Annotated in this window: 10 protein-coding genes; 5 read left to right on the top strand and 5 right to left on the bottom strand. The window is 69.9% G+C overall.

The window, feature by feature from the left end; all coding sequences use genetic code 11:
- Positions 1-159: 159 nt before the first annotated feature.
- From TN53_RS08715 to TN53_RS08730, 4 genes are all read left to right on the top strand, one after another.
- Positions 160-819, top strand: coding sequence for a DUF3105 domain-containing protein (locus tag TN53_RS08715; protein WP_046257839.1), 660 nt, complete (start codon positions 160-162; stop codon positions 817-819).
- Positions 798-1,439 carry a DUF305 domain-containing protein gene (locus TN53_RS08720; RefSeq protein WP_420719090.1) on the top strand — a complete coding sequence of 214 codons (642 nt, stop codon included), beginning with the start codon at positions 798-800 and terminating at the stop codon, positions 1,437-1,439. Before TN53_RS08715 ends, TN53_RS08720 begins: the two co-directional genes overlap by 22 nt.
- Before the next feature lie 223 nt (positions 1,440-1,662).
- Positions 1,663-3,570, top strand: coding sequence for a S53 family peptidase (locus tag TN53_RS08725; protein WP_234441529.1), 1,908 nt, complete (start codon positions 1,663-1,665; stop codon positions 3,568-3,570).
- A 75-nt stretch (positions 3,571-3,645) separates the two neighbouring features.
- Complete coding sequence (locus TN53_RS08730) at positions 3,646-5,691, top strand: NAD(+) synthase (RefSeq protein ID WP_199924536.1); 2,046 nt, start codon at positions 3,646-3,648, stop codon at positions 5,689-5,691.
- A 24-nt stretch (positions 5,692-5,715) separates the two neighbouring features.
- Here the strand turns inward: TN53_RS08730 and TN53_RS08735 are convergent, their stop codons facing one another.
- The 5 genes from TN53_RS08735 to TN53_RS08755 all read right to left on the bottom strand — a co-directional run bounded on the left by TN53_RS08735 (position 5,716) and on the right by TN53_RS08755 (position 12,788).
- Complete coding sequence (locus tag TN53_RS08735) at positions 5,716-7,440, bottom strand: ABC transporter permease subunit (RefSeq protein ID WP_046257842.1); 1,725 nt, start codon at positions 7,438-7,440, stop codon at positions 5,716-5,718.
- Positions 7,437-8,960: an ABC transporter substrate-binding protein gene (locus TN53_RS08740; RefSeq protein ID WP_046257843.1), complete on the bottom strand. Its 1,524-nt coding sequence runs from the start codon at positions 8,958-8,960 to the stop codon at positions 7,437-7,439. Before TN53_RS08740 ends, TN53_RS08735 begins: the two co-directional genes overlap by 4 nt.
- Positions 8,961-9,130: 170 nt before the next feature.
- Entirely contained in the window at positions 9,131-10,180 is a 1,050-nt protein-coding gene (locus TN53_RS08745; protein WP_046257844.1) for an endonuclease/exonuclease/phosphatase family protein, read from the bottom strand.
- Between the two features lie 187 nt (positions 10,181-10,367).
- Positions 10,368-11,084 carry a TetR/AcrR family transcriptional regulator gene (locus TN53_RS08750; RefSeq protein ID WP_199924537.1) on the bottom strand — a complete coding sequence of 239 codons (717 nt, stop codon included), beginning with the start codon at positions 11,082-11,084 and terminating at the stop codon, positions 10,368-10,370.
- A 108-nt stretch (positions 11,085-11,192) separates the two neighbouring features.
- Positions 11,193-12,788: an MFS transporter gene (locus TN53_RS08755; RefSeq protein WP_095046377.1), complete on the bottom strand. Its 1,596-nt coding sequence runs from the start codon at positions 12,786-12,788 to the stop codon at positions 11,193-11,195.
- 217 nt (positions 12,789-13,005) lie between these two features.
- Here TN53_RS08755 and panB point away from each other — a divergent pair, with 217 nt between their 5' ends.
- Positions 13,006-13,869 carry a 3-methyl-2-oxobutanoate hydroxymethyltransferase gene (panB, locus tag TN53_RS08760; RefSeq protein ID WP_046257847.1) on the top strand — a complete coding sequence of 288 codons (864 nt, stop codon included), beginning with the start codon at positions 13,006-13,008 and terminating at the stop codon, positions 13,867-13,869.
- Positions 13,870-13,895: the final 26 nt, after the last annotated feature.

The following is a 13,895-nucleotide window of genomic DNA, read 5'->3' on the forward strand; positions in this document are numbered from 1 at the left end:
TATAAGTAATGCCGGGCGTGTCGGAACCTGGGCGGACCCGGATCTCGGCGGGCGCCCGGTCTTCGGCCATTCCCGTGCCCTCCCTTTCTGGAGACACCCCCTTCCCCATTACGATCAGCGGACCCGCCCGGCCCTCCTTACCCCAGAAGGACACACCCCATGGGTTCCGCCAAGAACAAGAACTCCGCCGAGCGCCAGGCTCGAATAGCGGAGATGCGGCGTGCCGAACAGGCCCGCGAACGCCGCAACCGGCTCCTCACGATCGGGGCGAGCGTGGCCGTCGTCACCGCTCTCGTCGTGGGCGGCGTCGTGCTCGTGCGCTCTCAGGACGACGGCGGCAGCACGACGGCCGACTCCAGCAACCCGGGTCACTGGACCACGGGCAAGGACGGGGTGAAGACGTGGTCGTCGAAGCTCAGCCAGACCCATGTCACCAAGACCGTGAAGTACCCGATGACGCCCCCGGCCGGCGGTGACCACGACGCCCGCTGGATGAACTGCAACGGCGACGTCTACACCAAGGAACTCAACAACATGAACGCCGTGCACTCGCTGGAGCACGGTTCGGTCTGGGTGACGTACACCTCCAAGGCCAAGAAGGCCGACATCGAGGCGCTGGCGGCGAAGGTGAAGAAGACGCCGTACACGCTGATGAGCCCGTACGAGAAGCAGGCGGCCCCGATCATGCTGACGGCGTGGGGCCACCAGCGGACGGTGACCAGCGCCGACGACCCGAACGTGGCGAAGTTCTTCGAGACGTATGTCCAGGGTGAGCAGACTCCCGAGAAGGGTGCGACGTGTCAGGGCGGTCTGTCGTAGTGAGGAAGGCCGGCTGGATCGCCTCGGGCGCGGCGGCGGTGCTCGTCGCGACCGGGGGGATCACCTACGCCGTCACCCAGGACGACGGCTCCGCCGACACCCCGACCGCGGACTCCGCGGACGCCGGGTTCGCGCGGGACATGGCGGTGCACCACCAGCAGGCGGTGGAGATGTCGTTCATCGTCCGCGACCGTACGAAGAACGAGGACGTACGGCTGCTCGCGTACGACATCGCGCAGACGCAGGCCAACCAGCGCGGCATGCTGCTGGGCTGGCTGGATCTGTGGAATCTGCCGAAGGTGTCGTCGGACGCGCCGATGACCTGGATGGACATGGGCGGCATGGCCTCCGGCGAGGACGGCGCACTGATGCCGGGCATGGCGACCAACACCGAGATGGCGAAGCTGAAGAAGCTCAGCGGCAAGCAGGCCGAGATCTTCTATCTCCAGCTCATGACCGACCACCACAAGGGTGGCATCCACATGGCCGAGGGCTGTGTCGAGCGCTGCAAGGTGAAGGTGGAGAAGGACATCGCGCAGGGCATGGTCAACGGGCAGGAGTCGGAGATCGGCCTGATGACGGACATGCTGAAGGAGCGCGGCGCGAAACCGCGTTCTTAGCGGGTCTTGGAGGGCCTTGGAGGGTTAACCCTCGGTTCTCGTGGCGTCTTAACCCTCAAATGGCCTTGTCATTAGGTTAATTGGGGTCTTCTTGGGACTCGTATTCCCCTGGCATGAACGGTTCATCGAAAGAGTGGCCACCGTCGAGTGATCCACTCGAGACGAACCGCATACAGGGGGTTCCATGAGATCCAACCGCGCCACTCTGCGTGCCGGTGTGAGCATGGCAGCGACACTGCCCATGATCGCCGGCGCGCTGGCGCTCGGCATACCCGCGGCGCACGCCGCGGACGGCCCGGCCCGGGACACGCTGGCCGGGACCAGGCCGGCGTGGGCCACGGCCAAGGCCGACAAGGGCGCTACCGCCGACAGTTCGCAGGTCTCCGCCCGGGTCTACCTCGCAGGGCGGGACGCGACCGGCCTCGCCGCGTACGCGAAGTCCGTGTCCGACCCGGCTTCGGCGTCATACGGCAAGTACCTGAGCGCCCAGCAGGCGCAGGCCCGCTTCGGCGCCACGAAGGCCCAGGTGGCCGCGGTGAAGTCGTGGCTGGCGTCCGCGGGCCTGAAGGTCACCGGTGTCACGCGGCACTACGTCTCCGTCTCCGGTGACGTGGCCGCCGCCGAGAAGGCGTTCGGCACCCAGCTGCACAACTACGCCAAGGGCACGAAGACTTACCGCGCGCCCGCGAAGACGGCCTCCGCGCCGGAGAGCCTGAACGGCGCCGTGCTGACCGTCACCGGCCTGGACAACGCCCCGCACAAGGCGAGCCACAACGACCAACTGCCCGGTCCGGGCGCCGTGTTCAAGAACGCGGGGCCGTTCTCGTCGTACTACGGCTCGAACACCGCGAGCACCCTGCCCGACGCGTACGGCGGCAAGATCCCGTACGCCGTCAAGGGCTACACGGGCAAGCAGCTGCGGGCCGCGTACGGCGCGGGCTCGTATACGGGCAAGGGGGTGCGCGTCGCCATCACCGACGCGTTCGCCTCGCCGACCATCGCCGCCGACGCGCAGACCTACGCGAAGAAGCACGGCGACCCCGCCTGGAAGACCGGCCAGCTGTCCCAGGTGCTGCCCAAGAACTACACGCACACCGGCGCGGACGAGTGCGACGCCTCCGGCTGGTACGGCGAGGAGACCCTCGACGTCGAGGCCGTGCACGCGGTCGCGCCGGACGCGAACGTCACCTATGTGGGCGCCTCGTCCTGCATGGACGACGACCTGCTGGACTCGCTCAGCAAGATCGTCGACAAGCATCTGGCCGACCTCGTCTCCAACTCCTGGGGCGACATCGAGGCCAACCAGACGCCGGACCTCGCGGCCGCCTACGACCAGGTCTTCCAGTTCGGCGCGGTCGAGGGCATCGGCTTCTACTTCTCCTCGGGCGACAACGGCGACGAGGTCGCCAACACCGGGACGAAGCAGGTCGACACCCCGGCCAACTCGGCGTGGGTGACGGCGGTCGGCGGTACCTCGCTGGCCGTCGGCAAGGACGACAAGTACCTGTGGGAGACCGGCTGGGGCACCGAGAAGGCCACGCTGTCCGCGGACGGCAAGAGCTGGACGGACTTCCCCGGCGCGTTCACCTCCGGTGCGGGCGGCGGCACCAGCAAGACGGTCGCCGAGCCCTTCTACCAGAAGGGTGTCGTCCCCAACGCGCTCGCCAAGGCCAACAACGCCGCCGGCAACCGCGTCGTCCCGGACATCTCCGCGATCGCCGACCCGAACACCGGCTTCCTGGTCGGCCAGACGCAGACCCAGGCGGACGGCTCCGAGTCGTACAGCGAGTACCGCATCGGCGGCACCTCGCTGGCCTCGCCGGTCATCGCGGCCGTCCAGGCCCTCGCCCAGGAGGCGCGCGGCGGCAAGGCGATCGGCTTCGCCAACCCGTCGATCTACGCCAAGTACGGCACGAAGGCCTACCACGACGTCACCGACAACCCGACGGGCCGCCAACTGGCCGTCGCGCGCGTGGACTTCGTCAACGGCTACGACGCCACGGACGGTCTGACCACGTCGGTCCGCTCCCTCGGCAAGGACAGCTCGCTGTCCGCCGTGACGGGGTACGACGACGTCACGGGCGTGGGTACGCCCGCGAACGGCTACGTCGAATCGTTCCGCCGCCACTGAGACCGATGGGGTGGCGTGAGGTGACGTACACCTTGCGCCACCCCATCGCGTCGCTCTGACGATTACACTGGGCCCGTGCCTCCACTGAACTTCTGGTCGATCTATCAGCACGGGTTCGCACGCGTGGCCGCCTGTACGGGCCACACCGTCATCGCCGACCCGCCCGCCAACGCCGAATCGGTCCTGCGGCACGCACGCCGGTGCGCCGAGGAGGGCGTCGCCGTCGCGGTCTTCCCCGAGATGGTCCTGTGCGGCTACTCCATCGAGGACCTGCTGCTCCAGGACGCACTGCTCGACGAGGTCGAGGCGGCCCTGGCGACCGTGGTGGCCGGGTCGGCCGACCTGCTGCCGATCCTCGTCGTCGGCGCCCCGCTGCGGCACCGCAACCGGATCTACAACTGCGCGGTGATCATCCACCGCGGCCAAATCCTCGGCGTCGTGCCCAAGTCGTACCCCCCGAACTACCGCGAGTTCTACGAGCGCCGGCAGATCGCCGACGGCGCCGACGAGCGCGGTGGGACGATCCGGGTGGGCGGCTCGGATGTGCCCTTCGGCGTGGACCTGCTCTTCGAGGCGGCGGACGTTCCCGGTCTCGTGCTCTTCGCCGAGATCTGCGAGGACATGTGGGTCCCGGTACCGCCCAGCGCGGAGGCCGCCCTCGCCGGTGCGACCCTCCTCGTCAACCTCTCCGGCAGCCCGATCACGGTCGGCCGCGCCGAGGACCGCAAGCTGCTGTGCCGCTCGGCGTCCTCCCGCTGCCTCGCCGCGTACGTCTACGCGGCGGCCGGCCTGGGCGAGTCGACCACGGACCTGTCCTGGGACGGCCAGACGATGATCTACGAGAACGGCGTACTGCTCGCCGAGAGCGAGCGCTTCCCGCTCGGCGACTCGTACGCGATCGCCGACGTCGACCTCGACCTGCTGCGCCAGGAGCGGCAGCGGATGGGCACGTTCGACGACAACCGCCGTACCCACAAGGCGCGGACGGCCGACTTCCGGACGGTCGCCTTCGCACTCGACCCGCCCCGCACCGACCTGGGACTGCGCCGCAGCCTGGAGCGCTTCCCGTTCGTACCGGCCGACGCCGACCGTCTCGCCCAGGACTGCTACGAGGCCTACAACATCCAGGTCGAGGGCCTCCAGCAGCGCCTCGCCGCGATCGGCGGCCCGAAGGTCGTCATCGGCGTGTCCGGCGGCCTCGACTCCACGCACGCCCTGATCGTCGCCGCCCGTGCGATGGACCGCGCGGGGCGCCCGCGCAGCGACATCCTGGCCTGGACCCTGCCGGGCTTCGCCACCAGCGACCACACCAAGGACAACGCCCACGCCCTGATGCGCTCGCTCGGCGTCACCGCGGCCGAGCTGGACATCACGCCCACCGCGCGTCTGATGCTCAAGGAGATGGGCCACCCGTTCGCCTCCGGCGAGCCGGTCTACGACGTCACCTTCGAGAACGTGCAGGCCGGCCTGCGCACCGACTATCTCTTCCGGCTCGCCAACCACCACAACGGCATCGTGCTCGGCACCGGCGATCTGTCGGAGCTGGCGCTGGGCTGGTCCACGTACGGCGTGGGCGACCAGATGAGCCACTACAACGTCAACTCCGGTGTGCCGAAGACGCTGATCCAGCATCTGATCCGCTGGGTGATCAGCAGCGGGCAGTTCGACGACGGGACCGGCAAGATCCTCTCCGCGATCCTCGACACGGAGATCAGCCCGGAGCTGGTGCCGGGTGAGGAGATGCAGTCCACCGAGTCCAAGATCGGCCCGTACGCACTGCACGACTTCACCCTGTTCCACGTACTGCGCTACGGGTTCCGGCCGTCGAAGATCGCGTTTTTGACCTGGCACGCCTGGCACGACACGGCCACCGGCGCCTGGCCGCCGGGATTCCCCGAGGAGAAGCGGGGGTCCTACGACCTGGCGGAGATCCGGAAGTGGCTGGAGGTCTTCTGCCGCCGGTTCTTCGCGTTCGCGCAGTTCAAGCGGTCGGCGATGCCTAACGGGCCGAAGGTGTCGGCGGGCGGTTCGCTGTCGCCGCGAGGTGACTGGCGGGCGCCGTCGGACAGTTCGGCGCGGGCGTGGCTGCGGGACCTGGAGCGGTTCGACCTGTCGGGCTGACCTGCCCGGCCCGGCCTGCGACGGTCATCGTCTGCGCCCGTACGCCGACACCGACACCGCCAGCACCGACAACACCACCAGCGCCCCCGCCGGCCCCAGCACCGTCCACGGCGCCAGCTCCACATACGGCTGGTTCTCCGACAGCAGCCGGCCCCACTCCGGGGTCGGCGGCTGTTCACCCAGGCCCAGGAAGCCGAGCGAGGCCAGCACGAGGACCGTGGTCGGCAGGCGCAGCAGGGCGTTGCGCAGGACGCCCGGGAGGGCCGCGGGGACGTAGTGGTGGCGCAGCAGATAGCGCGGCCCTGCACCGAAGGACAAGGACGCCAGCAGGTGGCCGCTCGCCCGTTCCTCCTCGATGAGCGCCGCGGTCTGGGCGGCGTACGGGCTCCAGCCGACCAGGCACACCGCGAGGGCCGCTCCCCAGACCGACGGCCCGGTCACCGCGGTGGTCAGGAGTCCGGCGAGGACGGCAGGGAGGGTCGAGACCACCTCGGTCAGGCCGGTACCCACCCGGGTGGCCGTGCCGAGCAGAAGGCCGGTCACAACACTGACGGCGGTGACCGCGAAAGCCACTCCGGCGGTGCGCAGCGCTCCGTGGCCGAGGCGGGCCAGCAGGTCGCGGCCGAGGGCGTCGGTGCCCAGCGGGTGGGTGAGGGAGGGCGACAGCAGCCGGGCGGTGGTGTCGACGTGCAGGGGGTCGCGCAGCAGGCCCGCCACCAGCAGCGTGAGCAGAACGGCCGTACAGAGCCCGGCGATCCAGGGCAGCGAGCGCGGCCGCCGGAGCACGGGCACCGCGAGTGCGGGCAGGGCCCCGGCGCGCAGGGCGGGGCCGAGGAGGGCGCGGCGCAGGGCCTGCACGATGAGGCCGGCGGTGACGCCGAGCAGGATCAGGACGAGGGTCGCGGACTGCAGGAGCGGGAGGTCCTGGGCCTTGGCGGCGTCCAGGGCGAGGCGGCCCAGGCCGGGGATGTTGAAGATCTGCTCCACGGCGACCGCGCCGCCGACCAACGCCACGACGGTCGGCAGGAGTTGCGGCAGCACCCCGGACAGGGAGCGGCGCAGCGCGGTGCGGGCGATGGCGCCGGACGGGAGTCCGGAGGCGTACCAGGTGCGCGCCCAGGGTTCCTGGAAGGCGGCGGGCAACGACCGGTCGAGCAGCCCGCCGATCATCGCCCCGGACGGCACGCCGAGGGCGAGCGCGGGCAGCACCATCGCCTGCGGCCCCTCCCACCCACTGGACGGGAACCAGCCCAGCCACACCCCGAACACGGTGGCGAGCACGGAGGCGAGCAGGAACTTGGGCAGCGCGGCCAGGACGGCCGCCCCGGCACCGGTCCGCGCCTTCCGCAACCGCCGCCGGGAACCGAGATACACGGTCCGGGCACAGACCATCGCGGCCACCGCGGCCGTGACCGCGAGCGCGCCGAGCATCAGTGTGACGGACACCGCGAAGGCGGTGCTCAGCTGCGCCCCGACGGGTTCACCGGACACCCACGACGTTCCCGCGTCCCCGCGCACCAGCCCGCCCAGCCAGTCCACGAGATGAGCCAACGGCCCGTCGTCCAGACCGAGTTGCTCGCGTACGGCGGCCAACTGGGCCGGTGTGGGGTCCTGCTCGGCGGAGCGGGCCCGCAGCACCGTCAGCGCGGGGTCGGTCCGGGACAGCCAGGGCAGCAGGGCGACGGCCGTGAGCAGCGCGGCGCCGGCGACCAGGCGGCCGCCGGCGGTGCGAAGGCGGCCGTCTCTCACTTCAGGTGGGTGCCGAGGTCGACCAGCGAGCGCTCGCGCGGGTCCAGGAGTACGCCCTCGACATCGGTGGCGATGCCCTGCACGGCCTGCTCGTGGACCAGCGGGACGACGGCGTCGGTGCGCAGGATCTGCGCCTCGGCCCGCATGACCTTCTGCTGCCGCTCGGCCGCATCACCCTCCGCGGCGGCCGACTTGATGGCCTCGTCGACCTTGGCGTCCTTCAGACCCGCGATGTTGTACACACCGTCACTCGTGAAGTCACTGGCGAGATAGGCGACCGCGTCACCGGTGTCGAGCAGCGTCACACGGGAGAAGACGAGGGCGTCGTACGTGCCCGCGAGGAGGTCGGCCTCCATCTGCGTGTACTCGCGTACGTCCTGCTTCACGGTGAACCCGGCCTTCTCCAGCTGCTGCTGGAGCACGGACGCGGCCTCGGGAAGCTCGGAGCGGTTGGTGTAGGTGGCCAGCCGCAGGGTCTTGCCCTTGGTCCCGGACTTCACCTGAGCGACCGTGGCGGCATCGACCCGTCCGCTCACCTCCACCCGCTTGTCCGCGGCCCAGGAGACGGCCGGCCCGAACAGACCCTGGGCGGGATCGGCGTACCCACCGAAGACGGAGTCGACGAGGGCGGAGCCGTCCACGGCCTCACGAGCGGCCGCCCGCAGCGAGGCGTCGGTGAAGACACCGCCGCCGGTGTTGAGGATCAGGCTGTCGGTCCGCACGGAGGGCACCTCGTGCCGGGTGTCCTCGTCGAGGAGCTTCGCCTGTGCGGTGGGGATCCACTCGGCGATGTCGACATCACCACCGCGCAGGGCGTTGGCACGGGCGGTGCCGTCGGCGATCCAGGTCACGTCGATGCCGGACGCCTTGGCCTTGCCGCCCCAGTAGCCGTCGTACCGGTCGAGGGCGGCCTTGGTCTTGCCGGTGAGCTCGGTGATCTCGAAGGGCCCGGTCCCGGTGCCGACAGGGCTGACGCTCCCGTCCTTCGTATACGCCTTCGCGGCGAGGATCCCGAGGGCGGGGCTGGCGAGCCGCAGCGGGAGCACCGGATCGGCGGTCCTGGTGCTGATGGTGACGGTGTCGGCGTCCTCGGCCCTGACCGTCAGGGTCACGTCGCTCAGGACGCGGGGCTTGGTCTCCGCCGCACCGGCATGGTCGAGGGCGTTGACGACCGACTCGGCGGTGACCTCGGTGCCGTCCTGGAAGGTGGCCTTACGGAGCTCGAAGACCCAGGTGGTGGCGTTCTTCTGCTTCCAGGACCTGGCCAGCGCGGGCGCGGCGACCCCGTCCTCGTCCAGCGCGGTGAGCCCCTCGGCCACGGAGAGCTTGCTCAGCACGGTGGCGTCATTGCTGTACGGCGACAGCGCCTGCACCGGCGGCACCGCGAGAGCGACCTTCAACCGAGCGCCGGAGCCGTCCGCGGCATTCGCGTCCGAGCCGTCCTCACCCGACACGAAACAGGCGGTCAGCAGAGGAGCGAGAGCAAGCGCCGCGAACAGACGGCGGGGGGTGGGGCGCATGGGGGGTCCTGTCGTACGGGAGACATTCACGCCCCGCACACCTGACACGGCAGCAAGGCCCCGCCACCCTATAAGGCTAGCCTTACCAAACTCTCACCGGGTGGATGAATTCTTAACGACCGAGAGCCCCGGGGGTGTCCGCCCACAGCGTCCGGCGGTCGAGGCCGCGGTCAGGAAGACGTGTCGACCTTCACCCGGGCAGCCAGCGGAAGGTGGTCGCTCCCCGTCTCCGGCAGCGTCCACGAGCTCTCCGGCTCGACACCCTTCACCAGGATCTGGTCGATCCGCGCCATCGGGAACGACGCCGGCCAGCTGAACCCGAACCCGCTGCCGGCCGCGCCCTGCGTGGAGCGCATCTGGGAGGTGACGGCGTTCAGCGCGCGGTCGTTCATCGTGCCGTTGAGGTCGCCGAGCAGCACGATCCGCTGCAACGGCTCGTCGGCGATGGCCTCACCGAGCGCGTCGGCGCTCTTGTCGCGCTGCCGGGCCGTGAACCCGGCCTCCATCTTCACCCGGACCGAGGGCAGGTGGGCGACGTAGACCGCGAGCTGCCCCTCGGGCGTGGCCACCGTGGCGCGCATGGCGCGCGTCCAGCCCAGCTTGATGTCGACGGGCTCGACCCCGGTCAGCGGGTACTTGCTCCACAGCCCGACGGTGCCCTGCACCGAGTGGTACTTGTACGTCGCCGCCAGCGCCTTCTCGTACGTCGGCACCGCTCCCGCGGTCAGTTCCTCCAGCGCCACCACGTCCGCGCCGGAGGCGGCCACGTCACGGGCGGTGCCGGACGGGTCGGGGTTGTCGGCGTTGACGTTGTGCGTGGCCACCGTGAGATCGCCGCCGGAGCCGGTCTTGTCGGTGAGCAGACCGCCGAAGAGGTTGAGCCAGACGGTCGCCGGGAGCAGCACGGCGACCAGGGCGGTCACCGACTTCCGTACGACACCGAGGACCAGCAGCACCGGCACGAAGAGGCCCAGCCAGGGCAGGAAGGTCTCGATCAGACTGCCGAGGTTGCCGATGCGGTTGGGAATGCGCGAGTGCAGCAGCATCACCAGCGCGAGGACCACCGCCAGCGCGGCGACGACCAGACCGCGGCGCCAGATTCTCGGGTCGCCGCGCCATCCGGTGAGCAGCCGGTCGAACAGGCGCCGGAACCTGGAGCTCTGGCGCTCGGGCCCCGAGCCGCCGTTGTCCGTCTCCTCCATGTACGCCTGCTGCGCCATACCGCGTCGCCTCACTGCCCGCCGTGCATCCGTCCGTCCCCCCGTGTCTCAAGACCCTAGGGGATGATCGGTTCCGTTCTCGCCGTCCGATGACGGCCGTACCCGTACGAGCACGAACAAGTCGGCGCCGCCAGTTCCATGCACGGACGCAGAAAGCGCCCTCTGTGACGAAACGCGCACAGTAGGGCTACGACGCCGTCGAACTGACGATCGGTGAGCTGACGGGCCGTAGGTCCTCCGGGTCGAAGGGGCGCAGTCCTTGGAGGATCGTGTCGACGATCTGCTCGGACAGGCCGTCCGGGAGGTCGGCGTCGGGGCGCATGACGGAACGCAGCAACATGGGGCCGACGAAAATGTCGTTGAGCAGTTCGACGTCGATGTCCTCGCGCAGTTCGCCGTTCGTCTGCCCTCGCAGCAGGACCTCCATCCCGAGCCTGCGCCGGGGCGCGATGACGAGGTTGTGGTACGCCTCCCAGATCTTCGGACTGCTCTTCATCTGGGCGTGCACGTTGTGCAGGATCACCGAGGAACGGCTGACCAGTCCGCGCTGGCGCAGCGTCTCCAGGAGGACGACGAGGTCGTCGCGCATGGAGGTGCCGGGGAGTTCGGGATCCGGGGGTTCGGCACTGCGGATGACATCGACGAAGAGCTCCTCCTTGCCGCTCCACCGGCGGTAGATGGTCGCCTTGCCGACGCCCGCGGTACGGGCGATGCGCTCGATGGACAGCTCCGCGAGCGGCACCCCCTCCTCCAGCAGCTTCATCACGCCCTCGACGATGGCACGCTCCACGGCCTCACTACGGGGCCGCCCCCGCGCGGGGCCCGCTTGTCGGGGCTGACCTTCGGCGAGGCTGCTCACGTCGCTGGATCCCTTCTGTGTCCTGGGACGATTGTCCCCCGCCATAGCCCGCACCGGGGAGCCGCCAAGGCCCGCCCCGGCTTGGGGGGGCCGTGCAGCCCGGCTCAGGAGTCGCCCGCAGCTCCGGTGCGGGACGCGCTCGCATGGCGCCTCCTACTCCGCCGCCACCAGCTTCCGACCCTCCTCGTCCTTCTGGGCGGTCGGCGGCTTGCCCGGTAGGAACACGGCGACCACGATCGCGCCGACCACCGCGACGCCGGCTCCCCACAGGGCGGTGACGTGCATGGCGTGGAGGAAGGCGTCGTGGGCGGGGACGATGAGCGCGTCGCCCCGGGGGCCGAGCTTGTCGGCGACGCCGAGGGTGGCCTCGATGGACTCGCCCGCGGTGTGGCGCAGCCCGGCGGGGAGGAGGTCGAGCTTGTCCTCGATGCCGTTGCGGTACGCCGTGGACAGCACCGAGCCGAGGACGGCGATACCGAGGGCGCCGCCGACCTGACGGAAGGTGTTGCTGAGGGCGGAGGCGGAGCCGGCCTTCTCGCGGGGCAGGGCCTGCATGATGACGACGCTCACCGGGGTCATGATGTGCGCCATGCCGGCGCCCATCAGGAAGAAAACGACCTCCAGGATCCAGATCGGCGTGTCCGCCTCGAACCCGGCGAACGCGGCGAGTGACGCGGCGATGACGAGCAGTCCGGCGGTGGTGGTGGCCTTGTTGCCGAACCGGTCGACGACCAGCCGGGCGCGCGGCGCGAAGATCATCTGTGCGGCGGCCAGCGGCAGCATCAGCAGACCGGTCTCCAGCGGCGAGTACCCGCGCACGCTCTGTGTGTAGAACACCGAGAAGAAGGTCACGCCCATCAGCGCGAAGAAGACCAGCGCGATGGCGGCGATCGCCGCGGAGAAGACCTTGTTCTTGAAGTACGTCACGTCGATGGACGGATGGCTGCTGCGCTTCTCGAAGACGACGAAGGCGACGAGTACGGCGAGACCCGCGCCGATCGTCGACAGCACGGTCGCGTCCGTGAAGTCCGCGAGCTGGCCGCCCTTGATGATGCCGTAGACCAGCAGGACCAGGCCCACGACGGACAGCACGACACCGATCGGGTCGATACGGCCGGGGTTCGGGTCCCTGGAGTCGGGCACGAGCCAGATCATCAGCGCGAGGGCGATGAGCACGATCGGCACGTTGATGAGGAAGACGGACCCCCACCAGAAGTGGTCCAGAAGCACACCACCGGTGATCGGCCCTATGGCGATGGCGAGCCCGACCCCACCGGCCCAGATACCGATGGCCTTGGGCTGCTCCTCGCGCTCGAAGACGTTCATGAGCACCGCGAGGGTGGCGGGCATCACGAAGGCGGCGCCGAGGCCCATCACCGCGCGGAACGCGATCAGCTCGGTCGGCGACCCGGCGGTGGCGGCGAGGGCGGACCCGAGACCGAAGACGGCGAGCCCGCCGAGGAGCACCCTCTTGCGTCCGAGCCGGTCTCCCAGCAGACCGGCGCTGAAGAGGAGCCCCGCGAAGACGAGGGTGTAGGAGTTGATCGCCCACTCCAGCTCGCTCTGGGTGGCGCCCAGGCCGGTGGGGGCGGGGGTGGAGATCGTCTTGATCGCGACGTTCAGGATCGAGTTGTCGAGCACCACGATCAACAGGCTCAGCATCAGCACGCCGAGGATCGCCCAGCGGCGCCGGTGCACGGCTTCCGGGATGCGGGAGCCGGGGAGGGCAGGGTCGGCAGGAGAAGTCATACGGTCGACCCTAGACCTATTTCGATACGGCACCGTCTCGTATTGGAATTCTTTACGGAGACCTTAAGAACAGCCCTAGGACCCCGGACTTACGTCGCTGGAGGCGTGACCCAAGTCCCCCGCCCCCCTCTGGCCGAGCGTGACACGAAGTGCCACCATGGAGGTGATCCGGGGACGCCGTAAGGGCGCCTCGAGATGACGTGTAAGGAGCAGTTCCATGACGCAGCTCTCGGCTGCCCAGAAGCCCTCCGACGGCAGCAAAGCGTTGTACGGGGGGAAGGGCACACGCCGTATCACTGTTCGTGACATCGCTCTCGCCAAGGAGCGGGGCGAGAAGTGGCCCATGCTCACCGCGTACGACGCCATGACCGCGTCCGTCTTCGACGAGGCCGGTATCCCGGTCATGCTCGTGGGCGACTCCGCGGGCAACTGCCACCTCGGCTACGAGTCGACCGTGCCCGTCACCCTCGACGAGATGACGATGCTCTCGGCGGCCGTGGTCCGCGGCACCTCCCGTGCCCTGATCGTCGCCGACCTCCCCTTCGGCTCGTACCAGGAAGGCCCCGTACAGGCGCTCCGGTCCGCCACCCGGCTGATCAAGGACGCCGGGGCGGGCGCGGTCAAGCTGGAGGGCGGCGAGCGGTCGTACGAGCAGATCCGGCTGCTGGTCGAGGCCGGCATCCCGGTGATGGCGCACATCGGTCTGACCCCGCAGTCCGTCAACGCCATGGGCTACCGCGTCCAGGGCCGTGGCGAGGAGGCCGCCGCGCAGCTGCTGCGCGACGCCAAGGCCGTGCAGGACGCGGGCGCGTTCGCGGTCGTCCTCGAACTGGTCCCCGCCGAGCTGGCGGCCGAGGTGACCCGGTCCCTGCACATCCCGACCGTCGGCATCGGTGCCGGGGCGGAGACGGACGCGCAGGTCCTGGTGTGGACCGACATGCTGGGTCTCACCGGCGGCCGGGTCCCGAAGTTCGTGAAGAAGTACGCCGACCTGCGCGAGGTCATGGGCAACGCGGCGAAGGCGTTCGCGGAGGACGTGGTGGGAGGCACCTTCCCGCTGGAGGAGCACAGCGTCCACTAGAGCCATTGCGGCACCAAAGCAGCCCG

This window comes from Streptomyces sp. WM6386 (assembly GCF_000972385.1).
Lineage (GTDB): Bacteria > Actinomycetota > Actinomycetes > Streptomycetales > Streptomycetaceae > Streptomyces.